A 22,763-nucleotide genomic window follows, 5' to 3' on the forward strand; every position below is an offset into this window, starting at 1 on the left:
TTACTTGCCCGACGCTGCCGGAGCGGGGGCGTTCATGTCGAAGTTGACCGTGGGCGCGGTTTCCGAACCTGCCGCAGCCTTGAACGGCACCATCGGCTTTGCCCCATGGATCAGCTTGGCGCCGATGGCATCGGGGAAGGTGCGGATGGTGGTGTTATAGGACTGTACCGCTTCGTTATAGCGCGTGCGCGCCACGTTGATGCGGTTTTCGGTGCCTTCCAGCTGCACCATCAGATCGGAAAAGCGCGCCTGGCTTTGCAGTTGCGGATAGTTTTCAACCACGGTGCGAAGCTGGCCCAGCGCCTGCGTCAACTGGTTCTGCGCGTTCTGGAATTTCTCGAACTCGGCAGGGTTGGACAGATCGTCGGTGGTGATGTTGATCGACGTGGCCGCAGCGCGGGCGTTGGTCACGTTGGTCAGGATCGTGGTTTCAGATGCGGCGGCGCCCTTGGCCGTGGCGACCAGATTGGGGATCAGGTCGGCGCGGCGCTGGTACGAGCTTTCCACGTCAGCCCAGCGGGCCTTGGCTTCTTCCTCTGCCGTGGGAACCGAATTGATTCCGCAGGCCGAAACGCTGAGCGCGGCAACGGAAGCGAACGCAATCTGGCTGAACCGGGAAACGGCCATCGACATCAACCCCTTTTGTGGGACCGCAGAGGCGCGGTCCGGCATGGGTCAAGAGATAGCGCGAGCGTGTTGCACTTCAAGGGTAGAACCATAGTGCAACCGATTACGGCTTGTCGGGTTGTGCGCACAATGGCATCCCATCGACGAGGTTTCATGGTTAACGATGTAAAGGGGGAAGCGTCGGCAATGTTTAGCGAATTCAAGGCGTTCATCGCGCGTGGCAATGTTCTGGACTTGGCGGTCGGTGTGATTATCGGCGCGGCCTTTGGCAAGATTGTTTCGTCGCTGACCGATGATGTCATCATGCCGGTGATTGGCGCGATTACGGGCGGGATCGATTTCAGTCAGCAGTTCCTGATTATTGGCTCCGTTCCGGCGGACTATAAGGGCGAGATGACCTATGCCGCGCTGAAGGCTGCGGGTGTGGCGATGCTGGGCTGGGGCGCGTTCCTGACGGCGGTCATCAACTTCCTCATTCTGGCTTTCATCATTTTCCTTATCGTGCGGCAGGCCAACAGGCTGCTGGCAAAGCCTGCTGAAGAAGCGCCGGCTGCGCCCGCCGGGCCGAGCGAAGTGGAACTGCTGGCCGAAATCCGCGATGCGCTGAAAGCCAAGGGCTAAGGTCCATCGCTTGTGCAATGACGAAATTCTGGGGGGCAGGAGCAATCCTGCCCCTTTTCATTTGCCGCAGTATCCCTATATCGCTCCCTGCCGGTTTCGACCGGCTATGGTGATAAACTGCGGCGTGCAATAGGCACAGCGGACCCGGGGGCGGTACCCGGCGGCTCCACCATCACTACCCGGTCATGTGCCGGGGCCTTGTTGTCGCAAGGGTGTTGATGGGGCCGAACTAGGATCGACGTGTGTTGAAAAGCGCTGTTTTTGCCCAGGCTGAGTAACCTGCTCAAGGCTCAAAACTCACAAGTGCCAACGACAACGAAGCACTTGCTCTCGCTGCATAATTCTAGGGGCTAACGCCCTGAAGTTATAAGGTTAGAGCACGGTTCGGACCGAACCGGGTAACAGAATCGGAAACCGGGGGCTGGGGGCGAGCCTAGCAACAGAATCGCCCTATTTCTTTGCATTTGCGATTTCAGCCATCGAGCGCGGCAGCGGCTTCTCCGGCCTCACGCTCCATCCGCACGGCGTCAAGGATCTTGGCCCCGGCGATGAACACGGCGCCCGTGGCGGCGACAAACAGCATCTTGCCCGCAAAGCCGGGATACGCGGTGAGATAGGCCTTGCCCCGTTCAACCGCACCCAGCGAAAGCGCATAGATTACGGCGAACGCTTCGAAGCGCGTCTTGATGATGAACAGGCGACCAATCTTGGCGAGCATTCCGGCGACGTTCCTTGTTGTGTGCCGACGAGTCGGCCTTTGCAATCCTCACAGCAATGATCGTGCCAGCTTCGGTATTGCTGGCAAGTGTCTGGTTAACGCACGCTTCACTGTAAGCCATGGCGACAGGGGCGACGCTGCTCCGCGCAGGGATTACGCGCCTTGGTTCAGCCCAGTTCCCCAAGATCAAGCGCATCCAGCAGTGCCGCGCGGGCGGCAATCACGCTGCGGGCCAGAGATTCCCGGCCAAGATCAGCAGGATCGATCTGTTCGGGCCAGTGCGCGGCAACCACGGCGTGCAGCACGTCCAGCCGGGCATGGTCCAGCAGGAAACGGGGATCGACAGTGGCAGGATCAGCGACAACGCGCAGGCGCAGGCAGGCAGGGCCGCCGCCGTTGGCCATCGACTGGCGCACATCCACCGGCAGCACCCGGCGGATGGGACCGTTGGACGCCAGCATCGCATCCAGCCAGCCACGAACTGACGGCATCTCCCATGCCTCTGTAGGGATGACGAGGCCCATTTCGCCGGTCGGAAGAGTCAGCAACTGGGCATTGAACAGATAGCTGCGGATCGCATCTGTCAGGCTGACCGCGCTGGCAGGCACGACCACGATTTCGGCTTCGGGCAGGCGCGCGCGGATGGCGGCATAGGTGCCTTCGGGATCGGCAAAGGCCTGTTCGTGGGTGAACAGCACCCGTTCATTGGCGACGGCCACGACATCGTTGTGGAATGCGCCTGCCGCGATGGCTTCGGGCGCCTGTTCGATGAACAGGCAGCAGGCGGGATCAAGGCCGTGCAGTCGAGCAACCGCGCGGCTGGCCTGTTCATGCTGGCGTGCGGGGAAGGTGCCGCCGCCAATGCTGCCATTATTGCTGCCATAGACGAACAGTTCCAGCCCCGGCGCATCGTGGGCGGCGGCCATGCGCATGTGGTTGGCTGCGCCTTCATCGCCAAAGCAGGTGGGCACGGCATTGTGGACGGCGAAGTGGGTCCTGTTGGCGAAGGCCAGTCGCAACTGGCGCACGGTATCGGGCCATTCCTGCGACCGGTGAGGCATGGTGACAAGGTTGGCGGCGGTGAGGTGGCAACGGCCGTCTACGGTATCTGGCGCGGGACTGACCGTGGCGGCATTGGCGGTCCACATCGCGCTGGCAGACCACGCGGCAGCGCGCAGACGGCGCTGGGCGGGGTCGGATTCGTCGATGATGGACAGGCCAAGTGCGCCAAGAAACGCGGGATTGGGGCGCGGCAGTGGCGCGAACAGGCCCTGCGCCAGCCCCAGCGTCAGATTGTGCCGCATCTTGGCCAGCCCTTGCAGCGCGGCGGCGCGAGGATAGCTGGTGTCTCCAGCATTACCCGCAGAGGCAAGATTGCCAAGGCTGAGGCCTGCGTAGTTGTGGCTGGGACCGACAAGGCCATCGAAGTTGATTTCAACGAGGGGCATTACCGGCTCACATACCAGACCGTATCGCCCGCCTTCACTCGCAACGCGGCGGCAGCGACCGGATCGATGACAAGGCCTTCGGACGTTTCGGACAGATCGGCAAAGGTGCAGCGATAGTCGGCAAGGTGGCCCGTGGCGGCCAGAGCCTTGATTGCGGTGCCGGCTTCGGGCGCGCGGACCTGCGCGACAATCGCCTGTTTGGCTTCGGCAATGGAGCGGACGCGATCTGTCCGCGCGGTCATGGTCGGGCCGCCGTCGAAGATGTCGACATAGCCCTCATAGGCAAAGCCTTCCTCTTCCAGCATGCGCATGGCGGCGCGGCCCGAAGGATGGGGCAGGCCGATGGCGGACCGGGCGATTTCTGGCAGCATGGCGATATAGACCGGGTGCTTGGGCATCAGATCGGCGATGAACTGGTTGCCGTTGATCGCGTTGAAATAGTCCGCTTCCTGAAAGCTCATGCCGAAGAAGCGGCCTGCCACGCCGTCCCAGAATGGCGATCCGCCGCGTTCGTCGATGATGCCGCGCAGTTCGGCCAGCAGTTTGTCGCCAAAGCGGGGGCGGTGCATGGCGATGAACAGATAGCGGCTGCGGGCCAGCAACATGCCAAGCCCGCCTGCGCGTTCGGACGGGTGCAGGAACAGGCCGCCGACTTCGCTTGACCCTTCAAGATCGGTGACGAGGTTCAGCATTTCGGCGCGGAAAGTGCGGTTCAGTTCCTTGGAATGCTGGGTCAGCGTGGCCAGACGATAGGAATAGAACGGCCATTGTCGCCCGACGCTGGTAAAAATCTGGGCGGTGCCGCGCACATCGCCGGTGGCGGTATCTTCCAGAACCAGCACGAAAAGTTCGTCCTGCGGCGTCTTGGGATCAGCCAGCGCGGAGTTGGCATAGGCCGTTGCCGCGCGTTCCAGCTTTGCCGTCAACGCCTTGCGGTCAGCAGGCAGGTTGGTGAAGCCTCCGCCGGTCAGCTTGGCCATTTCATACAGCGGTTGCAGATCGCTGGCGCGCGCGGCGCGGATGCGGAATGTCATTCACTCTCCCCCGGAAAGCCGGTGCAGGACCAGCGCGGACAGCGCCGCCCGTTCCGCCAGCGATGGCACGATCAGGTATTCCTGATCCGAATGGATCGCGCCGCCGCGCACGCCCATGGTATCGACCACCGGCACACCGCAGGCGGCAATGTTGTTGCCGTCGCAAACGCCGCCCGATGCCTGCCAGCGTATGGATTGGCCCAGTGCTTCGCCACACTCGCGCACAAGATCGAACAGGGCGGTGGCTTGCGGCGTCAGCGGTTTCGGCGGGCGCGAGACGCCACCGTGCAAGTGGATGGCAACGTCGTGTTCGCGCATGACCGTGGCGATCAGGGTTTGAAGATCATGCGCGAAACGCTCGGCCAGTTCTGGGGTGCGGGGGCGCACGTTGAAGCGCAGCACGGCATGATCGGGCACGACATTGTTGGCGCTGCCGCCATCGATCCGCGCCGGGTTTATCGACAGGCCATCGCGTTGTGCATCGCGCAAAGCGAGCGCCATCGCGGCGGCGGCCAGCACGGCATTGCGCCCGTCCTGCGGATTGCGCCCGGCGTGGGCGGAGCGGCCGGTGATGATTGCGCTGTAATTGCCACTGCCGGGACGGTCACCTGCCAGCGTGCCATCGGGCAGGGCGGACGGTTCATAGGTCAAGGCAGCAACTTTGCCACGCGCCAGTTCGGCAATCAGCGCGGCGGAAGACAGGCTGCCGCTTTCCTCGTCCGAATTTATCAGCACGTCGTAACCCACCGTGGCGGCGGCTGGGCTGGATTCGAATACAGTCAGCGCGGCAAGTATCACCGCGATGCCGCCCTTCATGTCGGCCACGCCGGGACCGTTCAGCGTTTCACCATCGAGCCAGCGCAGGGTCTGGAATGCGTGGCCGGGCGGGAACACCGTGTCCATGTGCCCGGTCAGCAGATAGCGGCGCGGGGCATCGGGGCGGACAGACAGCACGAAATGCGCGCCGTTTTCGACGGCGATTTCGTGCCCGTCGGCGGCAATGTTGCCAACCGGCGCAGGGGCGATCTGCCGGATGTCGCCCGGCAAAGCGGCAAAGGCATCGGCCAGTTCGGCCCATTGGCGGGCAAGGCCAGGCAGGTTGCCGGTGCCGGTGTTGATGGCGCACCACGCTTGCACATGGGCCAGCATGGCGGCACCATCCATCCGTTCGGCAAGGGCGCGTTCAAAAGGGGAAATCTGTTGCATCTGAAACCAGCCTAGCGGTTTGGCAGCGGCGGGTGAACCCCTCTTGCAAAGGTGTATGGTTGCGCTGGCGGGCCATATCGGGCATAGGCTGGGGCGTTCCTCCCCAGGTTCATCGGATTCGGCGCGCACGCTGGTTTTGCGTGGGCGCTTTACGTGAGCGAATGGACATGGGTGAAATGAACGGACATATCGCGCGGAACGGACTGCAGATTGACGCAGCCCTCGCCACTTTTATCGACAGCGAAGTTCTGGGGCCGTTGGGCCTTGATGTGGCTGCGTTCTGGCAGGGCTTTGCCGCACTGGTTGGCCACTTTGCGCCGGTAAACCGGATGCTGCTGGACAAGCGCGATGCACTGCAGGCGCTGATCGATTCCTGGCACCATCAGCGCAAGGGCAAGCCCATCGACATGGGCGAATATCGCGCTTTCCTTACCGAGATTGACTATCTGGTTGAAGAACCCGATGATTTCGAGATCGGCACGCAGAATGTCGACCGCGAAATCGCCTGCATGGCCGGGCCGCAACTGGTTGTGCCGGTGCTGAATGACCGGTTCGTGCTGAATGCCGCCAATGCGCGCTGGGGCAGCCTGTATGATGCGTGGTATGGCACCGATGCGCTGGATGCGCCGCCCGCGCGCCCCGGCGGGTATGACAAGGATCGCGGTGCAGCGGTGGTCCGCGCGGGCCGCGCTTTCCTTGACCTGACTTTCCCGCTGGACGGGATGAGCTGGTCTGACTGGGGTGGGGCGGGGGATCTGCCGCTGTGCGATCCAGCGCAGTTGGCCGGGCGCAAACCGGGCGGATTGCTGCTTACCAACAATGGGCTGCATGTTGAAATCGTGTTTGACCGCAACCATCCGGTGGGCGCCGATGACGCGGCGGGCATTGCCGACATCGTGATGGAAGCGGCGCTGACCGCGATTGTCGATCTGGAAGATTCGGTCGCGGCGGTGGATGCCGAGGACAAACTGCTGGCCTATCGTAATTGGCTGGGGCTGATGCGTGGCGATCTGTCGGCCAGCTTCCAGAAGGGCGGGCGCACCCTGACCCGCACGCTGGAGGCTGACCGCGAATGGACGTCGCCCAAGGGTGAGGCGCTGACTCTGCCGGGGCGCAGCCTGCTGTTCGTGCGCAATGTCGGCCATCTGATGACCAACCCGGCCATCCTGCTGGCCGATGGCAGTGAAATTCCTGAAGGCGTGATGGACGCGGTGATTACTTCGGCCATCGGGATGCATGATCTGAAGGGCTTTGGCGGATTCCGCAACAGCCGCACCGGCAGCATTTATATCGTCAAACCCAAGATGCATGGGCCGGAAGAGGTTGCCTTCACCAATGACCTGTTCAACGCCGTGGAAGACCTGCTGGGGCTGGACCGGCACACCGTAAAGGTGGGCGTGATGGATGAGGAGCGCCGGACCAGTGCCAACCTGGCCGCATGCATCCGTGCGGTGAAAGACCGCGTGGTCTTCGTCAACACCGGCTTCCTTGATCGCACCGGGGATGAAATCCACACATCGATGCAGGCAGGCGCGATGATCCGCAAAGGCGCGATCAAGGCGTCTGGCTGGATCGCGGCTTATGAAAAGCGCAACGTCTGCATCGGCCTTGCCCATGGGCTTTCGGGCAAGGCGCAGATCGGCAAGGGCATGTGGGCCGCGCCTGACATGATGCACGACATGATGCAGCAGAAGATTGCGCATCCCCGCACCGGGGCAAACACCGCATGGGTGCCTTCGCCCACGGCGGCGACGCTTCATGCCATGCATTACCATCAGGTGCCGGTGTTCGACGTGCAACGCGAAGTGGCGCAGGAAGCCACGCCCGGTCTTGATGCGCTGCTGGCTATTCCGCTGGCCGACGGCACCAACTGGTCGGAAACCGAAGTGCGCGAGGAACTGGACAACAACGCGCAAGGGCTGCTGGGCTATGTCGTGCGCTGGATCGATCAGGGCGTGGGCTGTTCCAAGGTGCCCGACATCAACGATGTTGGCCTGATGGAAGACCGTGCCACCTTGCGTATTTCCAGCCAGCACATGGCCAACTGGCTGCTGCATGGCGTTGCCACCAGCGATCAGGTCATGGACAGCCTGAAGCGCATGGCGGCCAAGGTGGATGCACAGAATGCAGGCGATGCGGCCTATGAACCCATGGCCGGACGCTGGGAAGACAGCTTTGCCTTCCGCGCGGCGTGCGATCTGGTGTTCAACGGGGTGGACCAGCCCAACGGCTATACCGAACCGCTGCTGCACGCATGGCGGCTGAAGAAAAAGGCCGCACTGGCGAAAGTGGCGGAACCGGCCTGAGCGGCGTTGACAGGCGGATGTTCGGCGTGGTCTTTTTCGGTCATGACCGAACCCGCAGTCAAAGGCCCAGCCAGCTACTTTCCGTCGATCGAGAAGACGTATGGCAAGCCGATCGCCGAATGGAAGGCGCTGGTTCGCGCCGCGCTTCCGGCCAAGCACATGGAGCTGGTCGCCATGCTCAAGAATGAGCACGGGATGGGCCACGGTCACGCCAATGCGATTGTGGCTCACACGCTGGCCGAGGATAGCCAATAGCTTTTCGCGCTATTTGGTCAGCACCCGCGCAATGCTGACAAATTCCGCCACGTCCAGCGTTTCGGCGCGGCGCTGTGAATCGATGCCCAGCATCTCCAGTGCGTCCAGCGCGCCCGGCAGGCCTTTCAGCGACTGGCGCAGCATCTTGCGGCGCTGGCCGAAGGCGGCTTCGGTTACGCGCTCCAGCATCCGCGCCGAAACCCCTTCGGGCATGATGCCAGGTTCGACGTGGACGATGGCCGACATCACTTTGGGCGGAGGGGTGAAGGCGCTGCGGTGGACCTTCATCGCGATGCGCGGAGTGGATCGCCACTGCGCCAGCACCGCAAGGCGACCGTAAGCATTGCTGCCGGGGGCCGCGATGATGCGTTCGGCTACTTCCAACTGGAACATCAGCGTCAGCGATTGCCAGCGCGGCGGCCATTCCTGCCCCGAAAGCCAGCCGGTGAACAGCATGGTGCCGACGTTGTAGGGCAGGTTTGCCGCCACATGCCATGGCCCGTCAAACAGCGTGGCGGGGTCAATTTTGGTCGCGTCGCCTTCGATCACGGTCAGTTTGCCGGGAAAGGCGTCTGACAGTTCGGCCAGCGCGGGCAGGCAGCGCTTGTCCATTTCGATGGCGGTGACATTGGCGCCCGCGCGCAGCAGGGCGCGGGTCAGCCCGCCGGGGCCGGGGCCGACTTCCAGCACGTTCGCGTCCTTCAGCTTGCCTGGAACTTTTGCGATCCGGTCCAGCAGGTGTTCGTCGAACAGGAAGTTCTGGCCCAGTGCCTTGGTGGCAAAAAGACCGTGGCGGTTCACCACATCGCGCAAAGGAGGGAGGTCGGTCATAGGCTCATTCTCCGCGCCGCGCATTCGCCCGCCATACGGATGGCCGCAATCGTTGGTCCGACGCGCGCCGTGCCGGTTCCGGTAATGGCAAATGCGGTGCCATGATCGGGCGAGGTGCGGATGATCGGCAGGCCAAGGGTGACATTGACCCCGGCGTCGAAATCCAGCGCCTTCAGAGGGATAAGCGCCTGATCGTGATACATGCAGATCGCCACGTCATAGCGTTCGCGCGCTTCTGCGTGGAACATGGTGTCAGGTGGCAGCGGCCCTGTCACATCGATTCCGGCATCGCGCAGTGCGGTTACGGCCACGGCGACGATTTCGGCGTCCTCGCTTCCCATACGGCCATCTTCGCCCGCGTGGGGGTTAAGGCCCGCTACGGCAAGGCGCGGGCGTTCAATGCCATAATCGCGGGTCAGCGCGGTGGCGGTGATCGCGGCGCGGCTGCGGATCAATTCGGCGGTCAGCATATCGGGCACAGCCCGCAGCGGAACGTGGACGGTGATCGGCACGACGCGAAGGCTTGGCCCCGCCAGCATCATCACCGCGTTTTCCGGCGTAATCCCGCAAGCTTCCGCCACGAATTCGGTCTGCCCCGGATGGTTGAAGCCTACACGGGCAAGGCGGCTTTTGGCGATGGGGCCGGTGACCAGCCCTGCAGCCGCGCCTGAACGGACAAGGCCGGTGGCGATTGCTAATGCGTTCAGCGCCAGTTCCGCGCCTGCATCATCCGGCGCGCCGGGGGTATAGGGCAGATCGGCCAGATCAAGCACAGGCAGAGCATTGTCAAAGCAATCCGCCACTTCGTCCGGCGTTTTGACGGCGCAGATCGGCATAGTCAGGCCGCGTTGCCGGGCGGCCTGTTCGACAATGCGGGCAGAGCCGACAACGAAGAACGGCGGCAAGCCTTCCGCATCGCTCAACGCCCATGCGGCAGCAGCCAGTTCAGGACCGACACCGGCAGGATCACCGATGGACAGTGCAAGGGGCAAGGGAAGCGTCATGGGCTTCCCCTAACCCCGGATCGCGCATTTTGCGAGGATCAGTTGTATTCAATCACCGCGTCGCGGCGAAGGTCGCGCAGATAGGTTTGCGCGCGCTTGTTTACGCGGTCATCCTCAATCTGGGCCATCAGTTCGTCAAAGCTGGGGCCGTTCGACACTTGCGGATCGTCACGCCCGCATAGCATGAGCACGCGCACGCCTTCTTCGATCGAGCCGAACGGTGGTGTGGTTTGCCCGACCGGCAGGTTCAGCAGGGTTTCCTGCAAAGCGCCGGGCAGATCGCGTGCCTTGATCTGGTCGTTGGCGACAACGGTTGCGCCAATCTTGCTGGCCTGTCCGTCGGCATCGCCGCAGCCCTTGATCGTCTTGACCATGGCGGCAAATTCGGCCGCCCGCTTGGTCGCAACGTCGTTGGTTGTACCTTTGGGGAATTCGATGGAAATTTGCTTGAGGCTGAGAAGAGCATCACGCGGATCGGCGGTCAGCACCTGACGCTTGTCGATCAGATAGAGGATCGAGAAGCCGCCACGGATTTCAACCGGTCCGGCAAGCTGGCCGGGCGCCATGGTGCCTGCGGTGGCACCCAGTTCAGCCGGAAGCTGGGCAAGCCTGATCCAGCCAAGATCACCACCAACCGCAGCGGTCGACGCTTCGGAATACTGGCGGGCGTAGGCAACAAAGCTGCCGCCTTCCTTCAGCTGTTCGACAATCTTCTGGGCGTTGGCATTGACCTGCGCCTTGTTTTCGTCGGTCGCGGCAAGGAAGATTTCGCCGATGCGATATTCTTCGGTGCCCTTCGAGGCCTGAAGGCGCTGCATCATTTCCTGCACTTCGCCGTCAGAGACGTTGACGAAGGGCTGCACGTTGCGGCGCAGGAGGTTCTGCCATGCCAGTTCGCCGCGAATCTGCCGCTTGAGCGACGATGATGACGATCCGATGCGTGCCAGATACTTTTCCATCGCTTCGGCGGTCTGGCCGAAGTTCTGGGTGGCGACACGTTCATACGTGGCGTCAACCTGCGCGTCGTCGGCAGGCACGTCAGCGGCCTTGGCTTCCTGAATCTGCAGCGTTTCGTCGATCAGGTTGCGCAGCACCTGCATGCGCAGGCGTTCCTTTTCCTCGCCGTCCACTTTGCCGCCATTGGCCGACAGGATCAGCGCAAGTCGCTGTTCCACATCGGTTCCGGTCACGATTTCGCCATTCACGATGGCCGTTGCGCGGCGCACGTTGGGATCGTTCGTGCCAAACATCTGCGGGTTTGCCGGGATGTTGAGCGGCGAATTGGCACCCTGGGCCATGACCGGTGCTGCGGCGGTGGCAAATGCGGCCACGACCATGGCGGTGGTGCCCAGCGTGCGGCTTACCGCCTTGCGGGAAATGTTCAGCTTGGACATCATGATAAAGTAGTTGGTCCTGTCGAACTGGCGCTTGGGTGGCGGCCTTCTGGTATCCCCGGATATGTGGCGCCGCGCGGCTTAACCCAAGCTGAGTGGCGCATCACACGCAAAAGGGCAAGAGATGCGCGCTATTTCACCCCAAGGTTCTTGAGGGAGAGCGAAATCTGGAACGAGTTGCCGCGTGCAGCATCGCCCGTGGTCACATAATCGCGCCGCCATGTGAACGACAGGTCGAGGCAGTCGTCGGTATAGGCAACGCCGATGCGGTGACGCAGCATTTCAAACCCGTCGGACGTCAGCGAAGGGTCTTCGTTCTTGTCGGTCAGGTTGACGATGCCCGATGCGAAAACCGAGAAGGTGCGGGTGATCGGGGTGCGCGCGGCAAAGCGCAGCTCTTCGCGGTCCTGCAAATCTTCAAAGGTGCTGGCGATGTTGCGGTTCAGCCGCAGATAGCCGATTTCGACATAGCGGCGATGGTTGCCCAGCGTTGCGTCAAATTCGTTGCGGCGCATCGCAAAGCTGTCCTTGTCCAGCCGGAAGCGATGCGTAAACTTGATGACATCGCCAAAGCGGACGGATGTGCGGCCCACATAGTCGGAAGCGCGGTTGGTAAGCCCTGTGCCATCGGGTAGAATCGAATTCTGGTTCGACAGGCGATAGCTTTGCCCGACCGTGGTGGCAATGCGCAGGCCGGGACGCTGGAAATTCCAGTCGAACCCATAAGTAAAGCGCACCCCGTCCTCGATCCGGTCGTGCCCTGGAAAGCGGTTGAGCGCGAAAAGGTTTGTATCTTCCAGATCGACCGAGCGCGAATCCTCGTTCGGAATCTCGAAATTGCGGACGCCCGGTGTCGCAACCACCTGAAAGCGCGGGGTGAGAACCTGCGTTCCACCGAACAGTTCGCCCATGAATGGCCATTTCACGTCCACCGCCGCCGTTGCGATGCCGCGCGTCTGCCAGCCGGGTAAGCCGCGATAGATGGCGGTTTCGGTCAGGTCGTTCTCAGCGCTGTGATAGGCGTCGGCGCGGACAAGGCCGGTAAGCGTCACTTCCTGACCCATGCCGGTGATCGTGCGCAAATCCCATTGCGCGCGGGCAAAGGCGCGCTGGCTGTCCTGCCCGGCGGTGCGCAGGATGGCGAGGCTGTTGGCTTCCAGTTCGAACCGACCCGGCACGCCATCAAAGGTCATGCGGCGGCGATAATCGATGGCGGGCAGGGCCAATGGCACCATGCCTTGCGGATCATCGACGCGCACCGTCTGCGTCATCCATCCGGCAATGCTCAGATAGCTGTCGTTGTCGATCCGTTCGAGATTGAGCGACGAGCGCAACCGGTCATCGCGGCTGATTTCATAGCGGCGCAGGAACGTGCGGTCGGACGCCAGACGACCATTGCCAGTCAGGCTCCATTCCGGCGAGAACTGCAACTTGCCGTTCGCCTCGATATAGCCGCGCCACGATTGCTGCTGGGTGGAACTGGACCCGCCTACTGAAATGCGTGAACTGCGCGTGGCATATCCGGTAATCTGGAACGCGCCCAGATTGGTCAGGTGACGATACTTGGCGGTCAGCATCGGCAACGAACCGGTGAAGAACGTGCCGGTCAGCGCAAGGTCGCGGTTGTCGGCAATGCGCCAGTACCAGGTGTCGCTGATTTCGGCACCGTTCGACGCACCCAGACGGAAATCAGGGATCAGCAGGCCGGTTTCGGCGCGGAAATCGGACGTGTGGCCAAGGCCGGGCAGGGGCAGGACCGGAATCCCGAACATGCGCAGCGTTGCGCCCTTGTATTTGACGCGCTTTTCCTTTGCGTCAAAATAGACGCGGGCGGCGGTCACTTCCCAACTGGGGTTTTTGGCGCAACCTTTGCCGTCTTCCACTGAACAGCCTGAATAAGCTGCGGTTTCCAGCGTCATATTGCCGTTTTCATCGCGCGATCCGCGTTCGGCGGCAAGGCGACCCCCGGTGCGTAGGACGACCAGCAGGTCTTCCATCGCGCCAGCCTTGAATTCGTCGGTCAGTTCAACCTTGTCGGTATAGACCACGTTGCCGTCTACATCGACAAAGCGGATATTGCCCGCGGCAAGGATGTTGCCCGTGTTGCGGTCCCACGTCACATCGTCGGCGCGCACGGTCTGGTCTTCGTGGCGCAGCACGACATTGCCCTTGGCGGTTACCAGTTCGGCATTGCTGTCATACCGCACCGCGTCGGCTTCGAATCGCACCACGTCATCGACGGATGATTCGTCACCCGCGATTGCGTCTTGCGCAAATGCAGCGGGGGCTGCGGCGCAGGCTAGCGCTAGGGTTGACGCGGCTGCTGTCATGCGCACAAGGCGCAAGCATCGATCGAAGGCTTGCGGCTGCGGCCGCCGGGCAGGTTGCATGGGTTGCCTATCGCACCAGTGCACCCTAACTGCAATTGCACATTTTTCGCCTTGGCCAATCCGCGCCAAAGCGTGACGTCTTTCCGACAGGAGTGCCGAATGAAGGTCGTTTTCCGCACCAGCGAAGCCCCGCTGCCCCGCCTCGTTGCCCGTCTGGTGGCGCAGGACGCGCTGCCCGCCGATCTTGATGCCGTGGTGCGAGAAGGGGCCGCCGCCGCGCGTTTCGCCGGAAAAGCGGGCCAGGTTTACGAAGCTTTCGTCGCGTCCGATGGCGGGGTGAAGCGTCTGGCGCTTGCCGGAATCGGCCATGCTGACGCAGCAGATCGTCTCGCGTCACTGGAAAAGGCAGGCGCGGCGCTGACGGCAAAGTTCCTGACATCGGGCGAAACCGCGCTCGCTATCGACTTTGTGGGTTCTGGCCTTTCGGGTGAACAGGCCGCCGCCGTGCTGCTGGGCGCACGTCTGCGCGGTTGGCGCCACGATGTCTATCGCACCAAGCTGACAGACGAACAGAAGCCGTCGCTGGCAGAGATCGTCGCCGTAGCGGCTCCTGAAGGCACGGCTGCGGCATGGGACGATGCCAGCGCCGTTGCCGAAGGTGTTGAATTCACCCGTGAACTCGTGGCTGAACCGGCCAACGTGATCTATCCCGAAACCTTCGTTGAACGCGCCAAGGCCCGGCTAGAAGGCACCGGCGTTGAAATCGTCGTGCTGGGCCTCAAGGAAATGACCGAGCTGGGCATGGGGGCGTTGCTGGGCGTGGCGCAAGGGTCGGTGCGCGAACCCAAGCTGCTGGCCATGCGCTGGAAGGGTGCTGAAGCTGAAAAGCCCACCGCCTTTGTCGGCAAGGGCGTGACCTTTGATACCGGCGGCATTTCGATCAAGCCTGCCGCTGGCATGGAAGACATGAAGTGGGACATGGGCGGCGCAGGTGCCGTTGCGGGTGCCATGCTTACTTTGGCAAAGCGCAAGGCAAAAGCGGACGTGATCGGCGTCTGCGGGCTGGTTGAGAACATGCCCGATGGCAATGCCCAGCGTCCCGGTGACGTGGTGACGTCGATGTCGGGCCAGACGGTGGAAGTCATCAACACCGATGCCGAAGGCCGCCTTGTGCTGTGCGATGCGCTGACGTGGGTGCAGAAGGAATATGCGCCTGCCACCATCGTCGATCTTGCGACACTGACCGGTGCCATCATCATCTCGCTCGGCCATGAATATGGCGGCATGTTCACCAATGACGATGCACTGGCCGGCAAGCTGGATGCGGCGGGCAAGGCATGTGGTGATAAGCTGTGGCGCTTCCCGCTTGGGCCTGCTTACGACAAGCTGATCGACAGCCCGATTGCCGATATGAAGAACGTCGGTCCGCGCTATGGCGGCTCGATCACCGCTGCGCAGTTCCTCAACCGCTATATCGACAAGGGCGTGGCATGGGCGCACCTTGATATCGCGGGCATGGTCTGGGCCGACAAGCCCGGCCAGACGTGGGACAAGGGCGCGACCGGTTATGGCGTGCGCCTGCTCGATCGCTATGTGCGCGACGTGCTGGAAGCCTGACACTCCATGCCCAAGATGCGGCGCAAGTCTGACCTTCCGACGAAGACTTGTGCCGCTTGCGGCTTGCCCTTCACATGGCGCAAGAAGTGGGAGCGGGACTGGGATAACGTGAAGTTCTGTTCCGACCGCTGCCGCAGCGGGAAAGGCAAGGTTGCAGGCTGATGCGCGTCGATTTCTACCAGTTGACCAATGACCCTGCCGAACAGGTGCTGCCGCTGATCGCGCGCAATACGCTGGCGGCGGGCGAACGCCTGCTGGTCGTATCCGAAGACGAAGCGCAGCTCAAACGCGCCAGCGAAGCGCTGTGGTCGCGCCTGCCCGACACCTTCCTTGCCAATGGCCGTGCTGGCACCGCGCACGATGCGCGCCAGCCAGTGCTGCTGTCCGATGCGCCGAACCCGGCCAATGGCGCAAAATTCATGGCGCTGGCCGACGGTATATGGCGCGAAGGCGATTTCGACCGCGTGTTCCTGCTGTTCCCACCTGCACGCATTGACGACGCGCGCGGATGCTGGCGCATGCTGGCCACCCGCGAAGGGGTGGAACGGCGCTATTGGCGGCAGGAGCAAGGCAAGTGGAAAGAGGGGCCTTGAAGGGACAGCCTCTGCTTGGAAGCGAAGTCTCGCTCCGAACCTGATCCGGGCAGAGGCTTCTGACCAAAGAAGCCCAACCTTGCACTGCAATACAATCCCGGCTAGGGGCGCGCCCAACTGATTTCCCACATTTCGCAAGGATAAATCCCATGGCGGTTACCCGCACTTTCTCGATCATCAAGCCTGACGCGACCCGTCGCAACCTGACCGGCGCGGTCACCAAGATGCTGGAAGAAGCGGGTCTGCGCGTCGTCGCTTCCAAGCGTATCCACATGACCCGCGAACAGGCCGAAGGCTTCTATGCCGTTCACCGCGAACGCCCCTTCTTTGGCGAACTGGTCGAATTCATGATCTCCGGCCCGGTGGTCGTGCAGGTGCTGGAAGGCGAAAACGCGATGCAGCGCAACCGCGACATCATGGGCGCCACCAACCCTGCCAATGCCGAACCCGGCACCATCCGCAAGGAGCTGGCCGAATCGATCGAGGCCAATTCGGTCCACGGTTCGGACTCTGATGAAAATGCGGCGATCGAAATCGCCTATTTCTTCAAGCCAGAAGAAATCGTCGGCTAATCAGGCCTTTGGTCTGAACCTGAGGGGCCGGGGCAGCAATGCCTCCGGCCCTTTTTGCGTCCTCCACGACCTTGGTCGAATGTTGCAGCAATGCAACGCTCCGTTGAAATGACTGTTATGGATCAGAACGGAAATTGTATGCGCTGCCTACGACTGCTATGATTGCAATCGTTCCGCAATGAGAACGCCGGACCCGTAAGGGGCCAGTCAGGGAGGATACCTGTGAGCACAACCCGCGCTACTGCGCGCCTTTTTTCGCGCGCCAGCATTCTTGCAGTCGCGGCCTTTGCCGTCACGCAGCCCGCTTTCGCTCAGGAAGCTGCCGATCAAGCCGGCGGCGGCGAAATCATCGTAACTGCGCAAAAGCGTGCGCAGTCTTTGTCCGACGTGTCGCTTTCGGTTGCCGCTGTCGGCACCGATCAGCTTGCCGCGAACAATACTGTAACGCTTGAAGGCCTGCAAACGCTGGTGCCTTCGATCAGTTTCGGTAACGATTTCAACTTCGCCAAGCTGTTCATCCGCGGCATCGGCCTGTCCAGCTCGCTGCCGGGCGTCGATCCCTCGGTTGCGCTGCATGTCGATGGTGCAGTGGTTTCGCTGGCACAGGCACAGCTCGGTTCGATGTTCGATCTGGAACGGGTTGAAGTGCTGCGCGGCCCACAGGGCACGCTCTATGGCCGCAATGCCACGGGTGGCGCGGTCAACCTCATCACCGCCAAGCCCACCGATACGCTGGACGGCTATGTGCGCCAGACCATTGGTGGCGATGCCCTGCTGATCCAGACCGATGCGGCCATTGGTGGCCCGATCACCGAAGGCGTGCGCGCGCGCCTTGCCGTGCAGCGCATTCACCGCGACGGTTATGGCATCAACGAATTTACCGGCAACGACATCGATAACGCCAACCAGTGGTCGGTGCGTGGTCACTTGCAGTTCCTGCCAACCGAAAAGCTGTCGATCCTGCTGACCGGCGAATTGCACACCGAAAATGACCAGTCGCTGGCGGTGAAGTTCCGTGAAGTGTCGTTCCCCGGCACCACCACGGCCAGCCTGACCGCGCTGGGCCAGCGCACCAATGCCGATGGCAGCCAGGCTGCCTTTGCCAGCAATGTGCGTAACCTGAACACCAACTTCGATCCGATCAATGATCGCAAGCAGTATTCGTTCACCGGCGTCATGGACTATGACGCTTCTGACGCGCTGAGCCTCAAGTCGTTGACGACGTACCGCAATTTCCGCGCGATCTTCTTCCACGATTTCGACATGTCGTCCTATGCCGGCTACCCGCTGGCACAGACCAACGCAGTGCGCACCAGCGCCAACCACTGGCAGCCGGTATTCCAGCACCAGTTCAGCCAAGAACTGCAGGCCAACGTCGAAACCGACAAGCTGCATGCGGTGTTCGCAGGCTTTTACCTGAAGGAAAAGATCCGCGTTGAAAACCACATCGGTGTTGATGTGTTGAACAACACCGATCCCTTCCGCGTGCAGTTTGACGGCAAGCTGGACGTTGAAACCTGGGCGGTTTTCGCCAACGTCACTTATGATCTGACCGAACAGTTCTCGGTCAAGCTGGGCGGTCGCTATTCATGGGAAAAGCGCCATCTCAAGAACAACAGCGGGATCGGCACCGCCGCTACCGGCTTCAATCTTGATCCTTTGCAGTGGGATACGTCAAAGACCTGGGACGATTTCTCGCCCTCGGCCGGTTTTGAATTCCGCCCGAACGATGACGTAATGCTCTACGCCAACTGGTCGCGCGGCTTCAAATCGGGTACCGCCGAAATCGGTTCGCGCCGGTCTGCCACTGCCACCACGCCGTTCGTGAACCCTGAAAAGGTCGAAGCTTACGAAGCGGGCGTGAAGTATAGCGCGGGCACGATGCAGGCCAATCTTGCGGTGTTCCACCACAAGCTGAAGAACGGCCAGTTCCAGCGCACTTTCCCGATCCCGAACGCGCCGTTCTTTGCCAGCGCGCTTGAAAACGCTGCGGAATCGCGCGCTTATGGTGCGGAAGTCGAATTCCGCTGGCGCCCGGTTGATGGCCTGTCGCTCGACATGTCGGGTGCCTACCTCGACTCCAAGTTCTCGAAGTTCTTCTCGAAGAACCCGCTGAATGCGGCGCTGTTCGGCCCCGGTGGCGCGGCCCTGCCTGACGAGGATCTGTCGGGCAACTATACCCGTATGAGCCCGAAGTGGACGTTCAACTTCAACCCCACCTACACGTTTGATCTGCAGAGTGGTGCAAGCGTTACGCTGGGCTCGAATTTCTCTTATCGTTCAAAGCAGTATCACACGGAGTTCAATGACGATCGCATGGCCGCAGACGCCTATGCCATGGTCGATGCCAACGTGAAGTACCGCCATTCGGACGACAAGACCTCGGTTAACCTGTGGGTCCGCAACCTGACCGACAAGCTGGTCTGGGCGGGCAGCTATGCCGTGGCCACCAGCCGCACCATCGGGGGCACGCTGATGCCGCCGCGCACCTATGGCGTGACCGTGGGTTACGAATTCTGATCCACCCTGATCCCGGTTTTCGGGAAATGGGAACCTTTCGGGGGCTGCCGGTTCATTCCGGCAGCCCTTTTTGTTATGCGATCGGTTAAATGGGAGAATCAGCGATGCAAGGGATGGGTGGGGACGATTGCCCCTTCAGCTTCAATTTTGATGCCGCGACGTTCAAAGTGGGCGATACGGTCAGCTATCGCATCACCGGGAACCCGATGTTTGAAGACATGCCGTTTGCCGGGCAACTGCTTGAAGTGCATAATGATTTTGTGGTGATCGCAGGCGATGCGAATGATCCTGCCGTGCGCTATCGCGGCACGCGCGAAAGTCGTCCGCAGGTGGATTCAGGGCAAATTTGAAGGGGTGACCTGAACGACACCTAAAAGCCCCTAAGCTGGCACGGGCGGCCTCAAGCCTGCGCCAGACGGCGATACCAGTGCGTCAGGCCCAGGGCGATGGCCGAGGTGCCGAGCAGGCCCATCGCGATGGGCAGCGAATAGCCCTTACCGCTTGCCAGAACGACGGCCGCGACAAGACACGCGACCGAACATCCCAGATCCCATCCGCCCTCTGTCGCCATGTTGAAGCGCAAGGTGCAGCGCGATCTTTGCGCCATGGCATAGAGCGGTGAGAGCATGGCGGTAGCGAGCATGGGCGCGGCCAGCGCGCCCAGTGCGGTGGCGATCAGCGCGGGCAGCGGACTGGCCCATGCCAGCGCCTTGATGACCAGGACGCCCGCGCCCAAGCCATAGGCCAGCGCCAGCGAGTGGGTGCCCCGTCCGCCGTCGATCAGGCGGCCAATGATGAGGCTGCCCGCCGCCGCGCCAATCCCCGCCAGCGCCATCGCGCCACCAAAGCTTTCGAAGTTCTGGTTGAGCGTGACGAACAGCGCGAGGTTCCAGATCACCACGCCGCAGCCGGTTTGCAGCCCTTCGGCAAAGTAGAGACGGCGACCGAAGCGGACGATGGCCGGATCAGCGCGGGAGGCCGGATCGATGGCCGGGTTGGGCGCGCCGAGGAAGGGGAGGGCGGCGCACAGTTGCAGGGCGGCGATGATGGCAAAGCCTGCCAGTGGTCCGGCCCCTGCCAGCAGGAACCCGCCCGCCACCGGGGCGACGATGCCGACCGTGGCGGTGGTGGCCTGCTGGATGGAGACCTGACGTCCCATCGCGCCTTCGCTGCCCGCGGCAGAGACATAGGCGTGGTAGCCGGTCCAGTAGAGCACGCTGCCCAAGCCGGAGATGAGGATATAGGCGACGAGCATCGCGCCGATACCGCCGACGAAGGGCAGCGTCACGAAACTGATGGCCCGGATTAACACGCCCAGCAGCAGCACGGTGCGCAACCCATGGGCGTGGGCAAGGGGAAGCACCGTCGCGCGCAGGGCAAAGCGCGACAGCAGAACCAGCGCGAAACTGGCAAGAGCGAGGGCGGGGGACAGGCCTTGTTTGACCAGAAAACCCACCACAAACAGGCCGCCGCTCGCCTCTACAAACGATTGCAGTGCAGTGTGCGTGTAGATGCGGCGCAAGGTGGTGAAAGCCATGGCTTGAGTTAAAATTCCATCATGGCGGCAAGACGGCGAGGGGCGACTGCCGCCCAGCTACGCCGTAGCCAGTCCGCCGCGTGGTCCCAATCGACATCGGCGCGGTTGAGGACCAATCCCGCCCAGCCGCTGGCACCGTAATAGGCGGGGCGGAACCACATTTCGGGGGCCTGATCGATCAGGGCGGCCAGTTCATCCTGCCCGCTGGTCTTTACCAGCAGCGCGATGTGGGGCGTGCCGTGGTGCTGATCGTTGAAATGGGCGAAGTATTTGCCGCCGACACGCCAGCCGGGCGCGCCGTGGCTTTCGCGCTCCTCAACCTCTGGCAAGGCAGCGGTGAGGGTGCGGACTTTTTCGAGCAGCCATTCTGCGCTGTTTTCGCGTGCGACATAGGCTGCCAGCGTGCGCGAATAGAGCTGGTGTTCGGCAAAGAGCACGCGCGCAGCAAGACTGTCGCCGGTGTCGCCGGGGATGATCGCGACGGGCGTTTGCCCCAGAACCGGGCCATCATCGAGTTCGGCCGTGACGAGGTGGACGGTGCAGCCGCCGTGGGTGTCGCCCGCCTCAATCGCGCGGTCGTGCGTGTGCAGGCCCTTGTATTTGGGCAAGAGCGAGGGGTGAATGTTGAGCATCCGACCTTCCCAGCGACCGACAAATTCCGGGCTGAGAATCCGCATGTACCCCGCCAGCGCGATGAACCGCGCGCCCGATGCCCGCACTTGTTCTTCCATCAGCGCGTCATGGTCTGCGCGGGGAATACCTTTGTGCGGCAGGCAGAACGTGGGCACGCCTTCGGCCTGCGCCAGTTTCAGGCCCGATGCATCCGGATTGTTGGAAAGAACCAGCACGATTTCATAGGGGCAGCCCGCCGCGCGCGAAGCATAGAGCAGCGCCGCCATGTTGGTGCCGCTGCCGGAAATGAAGACCGCGACGGGGGTCTTATCAACCATTGTGGGTGGCGGACCATGCTTCGCGGGCCGACCAGGTTTCGGCGCTGCCGAACACGGTGCAGCCCTTTTCGCCTTCGACGATATGCCCCACGCGGAACACGGTTTCACCCGCTGCGGCAAGATCGGCGGCAAGGGCGTCAGCCTGATCGGCTTCGACCGCGAGGATCATGCCGATGCCGCAGTTGAAGGTGCGGGCCATCTCTTCCGGCTCGATATTGCCCTGTGCCTGCAGGAAAGCCATCAGGCGGCTCTGTTCCCAGCTATCGGCATCGATGCGGGCGTGCAGGCCGCGCGGCAGGACGCGGGGCACGTTTTCCAGCAGACCGCCGCCGGTGATGTGGGCCAGCGCGTTGATGCGACCCGAACGGATGAAGGGCAGCAGGCTCTTCACATAGATTCGCGTCGGTTCGATCAGGTAATCGATCAGCAGGCGTTCGTTGTCGAACAGGGCGGGGCGGTCCAGCTTCCAGCCCTTGTCGGCGGCAAGGCGGCGGACCAGCGAATAGCCGTTGGAGTGAACGCCCGACGAGGCAAGGCCGAGCAGGACATTGCCTGCGGCCACGCGATCGCCGGTAAGCTGTTCGCCGCGTTCCACCGCGCCGACGCAGAAACCGGCAAGGTCATAGTCGCCATCGGCATACATGCCGGGCATTTCGGCGGTTTCGCCACCGATCAGCGCGCAACCGGCCAGCTTGCAGCCATCGGCAATACCCGCCACGACACGTTCAGCCACGCCGTTGTCGAGGCGGCCCGTGGCAAAATAGTCGAGGAAGAACAAGGGTTCAGCGCCCTGAACGATCAGGTCGTTCACGCACATGGCGACAAGATCGATGCCGATCTGGTCATGCCGGTCATGGTCGATGGCGAGTTTGACCTTGGTGCCAACGCCGTCGTTGCCCGCGACCAGCAGCGGATCGTTGTAGCCCGCAGCCTTGAGGTCGAAGAAGCCGCCAAAACCGCCCAGTTCGGCATCGGCGCCGGGGCGTGCGGTGGCCTTGGCCAGCGGGCCGATGGCCTTTACCAGCGCGTTGCCGGCTGCGATGTTCACGCCGGCCTTGGCGTAGCTATAGCTCTCAGGCTTGTTCTGATCGTCGCTCATGGATCGCGCGCCTAGCGGTTTCCTGCTTGGATTTCCACTCGCCTTTGGGCAAAAGCGCGTTTGTCTGGTCCGAAATTCGAAAATGGGGTTTTCGGGAGCGG

Annotated in this window: 21 protein-coding genes and 1 other RNA gene; 10 read left to right on the top strand and 12 right to left on the bottom strand. The window is 62.3% G+C overall.

Annotated features, from left to right (window positions below; translation table 11 throughout):
* Positions 1–627, bottom strand: coding sequence for a LemA family protein (locus tag OVA07_RS08635; protein ID WP_268171040.1), 627 nt, complete (start codon positions 625–627; stop codon positions 1–3).
* Positions 628–813: 186 nt separating this feature from the next.
* Here OVA07_RS08635 and mscL point away from each other — a divergent pair, with 186 nt between their 5' ends.
* Together mscL and ssrA are read left to right on the top strand one after the other, a co-directional pair.
* Positions 814–1,248 (top strand): large conductance mechanosensitive channel protein MscL, encoded by a 435-nt coding sequence (gene mscL, locus OVA07_RS08640; RefSeq protein WP_268171041.1) that lies wholly within the window; start codon positions 814–816, stop codon positions 1,246–1,248.
* A 50-nt stretch (positions 1,249–1,298) separates the two neighbouring features.
* Positions 1,299–1,664, top strand: a transfer-messenger RNA (tmRNA) gene (gene ssrA / locus OVA07_RS08645).
* A 56-nt stretch (positions 1,665–1,720) separates the two neighbouring features.
* On the opposite strand, the gene OVA07_RS08650 is transcribed toward ssrA, so the two are convergent.
* The 4 genes from OVA07_RS08650 to OVA07_RS08665 all read right to left on the bottom strand — a co-directional run bounded on the left by OVA07_RS08650 (position 1,721) and on the right by OVA07_RS08665 (position 5,654).
* Positions 1,721–1,966 carry a hypothetical protein gene (locus OVA07_RS08650; protein ID WP_268171042.1) on the bottom strand — a complete coding sequence of 82 codons (246 nt, stop codon included), beginning with the start codon at positions 1,964–1,966 and terminating at the stop codon, positions 1,721–1,723.
* A gap of 167 nt (positions 1,967–2,133) precedes the next feature.
* Positions 2,134–3,414 (bottom strand): N-succinylarginine dihydrolase, encoded by a 1,281-nt coding sequence (locus OVA07_RS08655; RefSeq protein ID WP_268171043.1) that lies wholly within the window; start codon positions 3,412–3,414, stop codon positions 2,134–2,136.
* Positions 3,414–4,448, bottom strand: coding sequence for an arginine N-succinyltransferase (locus OVA07_RS08660; protein WP_268171044.1), 1,035 nt, complete (start codon positions 4,446–4,448; stop codon positions 3,414–3,416). The genes OVA07_RS08655 and OVA07_RS08660 overlap by 1 nt, the downstream gene beginning before the upstream one ends.
* Complete coding sequence (locus tag OVA07_RS08665; protein ID WP_268171045.1) at positions 4,449–5,654, bottom strand: hydrolase; 1,206 nt, start codon at positions 5,652–5,654, stop codon at positions 4,449–4,451. It abuts the gene before it with no gap.
* Between the two features lie 176 nt (positions 5,655–5,830).
* On the opposite strand from OVA07_RS08665, the gene OVA07_RS08670 reads away from it, so the two are divergent.
* Positions 5,831–7,960, top strand: coding sequence for a malate synthase G (locus OVA07_RS08670; RefSeq protein WP_268171046.1), 2,130 nt, complete (start codon positions 5,831–5,833; stop codon positions 7,958–7,960).
* 42 nt (positions 7,961–8,002) lie between these two features.
* The gene (locus OVA07_RS08675; RefSeq protein WP_268171047.1) at positions 8,003–8,215 is read left to right on the top strand and encodes a DUF4287 domain-containing protein; all 213 of its coding nucleotides are present in this window, start codon (positions 8,003–8,005) and stop codon (positions 8,213–8,215) included.
* Positions 8,216–8,224: 9 nt separating this feature from the next.
* Here OVA07_RS08675 and rsmA read toward each other — a convergent pair whose 3' ends face one another.
* From rsmA to OVA07_RS08695, 4 genes are all read right to left on the bottom strand, one after another.
* Positions 8,225–9,046: a 16S rRNA (adenine(1518)-N(6)/adenine(1519)-N(6))-dimethyltransferase RsmA gene (rsmA, locus tag OVA07_RS08680; RefSeq protein WP_268171048.1), complete on the bottom strand. Its 822-nt coding sequence runs from the start codon at positions 9,044–9,046 to the stop codon at positions 8,225–8,227.
* Positions 9,043–10,050, bottom strand: a complete 1,008-nt coding sequence (gene pdxA / locus OVA07_RS08685) for a 4-hydroxythreonine-4-phosphate dehydrogenase PdxA (RefSeq protein WP_268171049.1) — start codon at positions 10,048–10,050, stop codon at positions 9,043–9,045. Before pdxA ends, rsmA begins: the two co-directional genes overlap by 4 nt.
* Before the next feature lie 38 nt (positions 10,051–10,088).
* Positions 10,089–11,447: a peptidylprolyl isomerase gene (locus OVA07_RS08690; RefSeq protein WP_268171050.1), complete on the bottom strand. Its 1,359-nt coding sequence runs from the start codon at positions 11,445–11,447 to the stop codon at positions 10,089–10,091.
* A 128-nt stretch (positions 11,448–11,575) separates the two neighbouring features.
* Positions 11,576–13,834, bottom strand: coding sequence for an LPS-assembly protein LptD (locus OVA07_RS08695; protein WP_442789634.1), 2,259 nt, complete (start codon positions 13,832–13,834; stop codon positions 11,576–11,578).
* Positions 13,835–13,933: 99 nt separating this feature from the next.
* On the opposite strand from OVA07_RS08695, the gene OVA07_RS08700 reads away from it, so the two are divergent.
* The 6 genes from OVA07_RS08700 (at position 13,934) to OVA07_RS08725 (ending at position 19,426) form a co-directional block, all read left to right on the top strand.
* On the top strand, positions 13,934–15,391 hold the full coding sequence (locus OVA07_RS08700; RefSeq protein WP_268171052.1) for a leucyl aminopeptidase: 1,458 nt from the start codon (positions 13,934–13,936) through the stop codon (positions 15,389–15,391).
* A gap of 6 nt (positions 15,392–15,397) precedes the next feature.
* Positions 15,398–15,553: a DUF2256 domain-containing protein gene (locus OVA07_RS08705; RefSeq protein WP_144905467.1), complete on the top strand. Its 156-nt coding sequence runs from the start codon at positions 15,398–15,400 to the stop codon at positions 15,551–15,553.
* Complete coding sequence (locus OVA07_RS08710) at positions 15,553–15,984, top strand: DNA polymerase III subunit chi (RefSeq protein ID WP_268171053.1); 432 nt, start codon at positions 15,553–15,555, stop codon at positions 15,982–15,984. The genes OVA07_RS08705 and OVA07_RS08710 overlap by 1 nt, the downstream gene beginning before the upstream one ends.
* A 149-nt stretch (positions 15,985–16,133) precedes the next feature.
* Entirely contained in the window at positions 16,134–16,556 is a 423-nt protein-coding gene (ndk, locus tag OVA07_RS08715; RefSeq protein WP_268171054.1) for a nucleoside-diphosphate kinase, read from the top strand.
* 222 nt (positions 16,557–16,778) lie between these two features.
* The gene (locus OVA07_RS08720; RefSeq protein WP_268171055.1) at positions 16,779–19,076 is read left to right on the top strand and encodes a TonB-dependent receptor; all 2,298 of its coding nucleotides are present in this window, start codon (positions 16,779–16,781) and stop codon (positions 19,074–19,076) included.
* A 104-nt stretch (positions 19,077–19,180) separates the two neighbouring features.
* Positions 19,181–19,426, top strand: a complete 246-nt coding sequence (locus OVA07_RS08725) for a hypothetical protein (RefSeq protein WP_268171056.1) — start codon at positions 19,181–19,183, stop codon at positions 19,424–19,426.
* Between the two features lie 50 nt (positions 19,427–19,476).
* On the opposite strand, the gene OVA07_RS08730 is transcribed toward OVA07_RS08725, so the two are convergent.
* From OVA07_RS08730 to purM, 3 genes are read right to left on the bottom strand one after another with little or no spacing between them, the layout of a single operon-like run.
* Positions 19,477–20,613 (bottom strand): MFS transporter, encoded by a 1,137-nt coding sequence (locus tag OVA07_RS08730; RefSeq protein ID WP_268171057.1) that lies wholly within the window; start codon positions 20,611–20,613, stop codon positions 19,477–19,479.
* Positions 20,614–20,621: 8 nt separating this feature from the next.
* Positions 20,622–21,563: a phosphoribosylglycinamide formyltransferase gene (gene purN, locus OVA07_RS08735; protein ID WP_268171058.1), complete on the bottom strand. Its 942-nt coding sequence runs from the start codon at positions 21,561–21,563 to the stop codon at positions 20,622–20,624.
* A complete protein-coding gene (purM, locus tag OVA07_RS08740; protein ID WP_268171059.1) occupies positions 21,556–22,662 on the bottom strand; it encodes a phosphoribosylformylglycinamidine cyclo-ligase in 1,107 nt (368 codons plus the stop codon). The genes purN and purM overlap by 8 nt, the downstream gene beginning before the upstream one ends.
* Positions 22,663–22,763 lie beyond the last annotated feature (101 nt).

Origin of the sequence: Novosphingobium sp. SL115, assembly GCF_026672515.1 — a bacterium.
Taxonomy (GTDB): domain Bacteria; phylum Pseudomonadota; class Alphaproteobacteria; order Sphingomonadales; family Sphingomonadaceae; genus Novosphingobium.

Excerpts from the sequence above, each read along its gene's own strand:
- OVA07_RS08635 (WP_268171040.1), bottom strand. The coding sequence starts at position 627 with ATGGCCGTTTCCCGGTTCAGCCAGATTGCGTTCGCTTCCGTTGCCGCG.
- mscL (WP_268171041.1), top strand. The coding sequence starts at position 814 with ATGTTTAGCGAATTCAAGGCGTTCATCGCGCGTGGCAATGTTCTGGAC.
- OVA07_RS08650 (WP_268171042.1), bottom strand. The coding sequence starts at position 1,966 with ATGCTCGCCAAGATTGGTCGCCTGTTCATCATCAAGACGCGCTTCGAA.
- OVA07_RS08655 (WP_268171043.1), bottom strand. The coding sequence starts at position 3,414 with ATGCCCCTCGTTGAAATCAACTTCGATGGCCTTGTCGGTCCCAGCCAC.
- OVA07_RS08660 (WP_268171044.1), bottom strand. The coding sequence starts at position 4,448 with ATGACATTCCGCATCCGCGCCGCGCGCGCCAGCGATCTGCAACCGCTG.
- OVA07_RS08665 (WP_268171045.1), bottom strand. The coding sequence starts at position 5,654 with ATGCAACAGATTTCCCCTTTTGAACGCGCCCTTGCCGAACGGATGGAT.
- OVA07_RS08670 (WP_268171046.1), top strand. The coding sequence starts at position 5,831 with ATGAACGGACATATCGCGCGGAACGGACTGCAGATTGACGCAGCCCTC.
- OVA07_RS08675 (WP_268171047.1), top strand. The coding sequence starts at position 8,003 with ATGACCGAACCCGCAGTCAAAGGCCCAGCCAGCTACTTTCCGTCGATC.
- rsmA (WP_268171048.1), bottom strand. The coding sequence starts at position 9,046 with ATGACCGACCTCCCTCCTTTGCGCGATGTGGTGAACCGCCACGGTCTT.
- pdxA (WP_268171049.1), bottom strand. The coding sequence starts at position 10,050 with ATGACGCTTCCCTTGCCCCTTGCACTGTCCATCGGTGATCCTGCCGGT.
- OVA07_RS08690 (WP_268171050.1), bottom strand. The coding sequence starts at position 11,447 with ATGATGTCCAAGCTGAACATTTCCCGCAAGGCGGTAAGCCGCACGCTG.
- OVA07_RS08695 (WP_442789634.1), bottom strand. The coding sequence starts at position 13,834 with ATGCAACCTGCCCGGCGGCCGCAGCCGCAAGCCTTCGATCGATGCTTG.
- OVA07_RS08700 (WP_268171052.1), top strand. The coding sequence starts at position 13,934 with ATGAAGGTCGTTTTCCGCACCAGCGAAGCCCCGCTGCCCCGCCTCGTT.
- OVA07_RS08705 (WP_144905467.1), top strand. The coding sequence starts at position 15,398 with ATGCCCAAGATGCGGCGCAAGTCTGACCTTCCGACGAAGACTTGTGCC.
- OVA07_RS08710 (WP_268171053.1), top strand. The coding sequence starts at position 15,553 with ATGCGCGTCGATTTCTACCAGTTGACCAATGACCCTGCCGAACAGGTG.
- ndk (WP_268171054.1), top strand. The coding sequence starts at position 16,134 with ATGGCGGTTACCCGCACTTTCTCGATCATCAAGCCTGACGCGACCCGT.
- OVA07_RS08725 (WP_268171056.1), top strand. The coding sequence starts at position 19,181 with ATGCAAGGGATGGGTGGGGACGATTGCCCCTTCAGCTTCAATTTTGAT.
- OVA07_RS08730 (WP_268171057.1), bottom strand. The coding sequence starts at position 20,613 with ATGGCTTTCACCACCTTGCGCCGCATCTACACGCACACTGCACTGCAA.
- purN (WP_268171058.1), bottom strand. The coding sequence starts at position 21,563 with ATGGTTGATAAGACCCCCGTCGCGGTCTTCATTTCCGGCAGCGGCACC.
- purM (WP_268171059.1), bottom strand. The coding sequence starts at position 22,662 with ATGAGCGACGATCAGAACAAGCCTGAGAGCTATAGCTACGCCAAGGCC.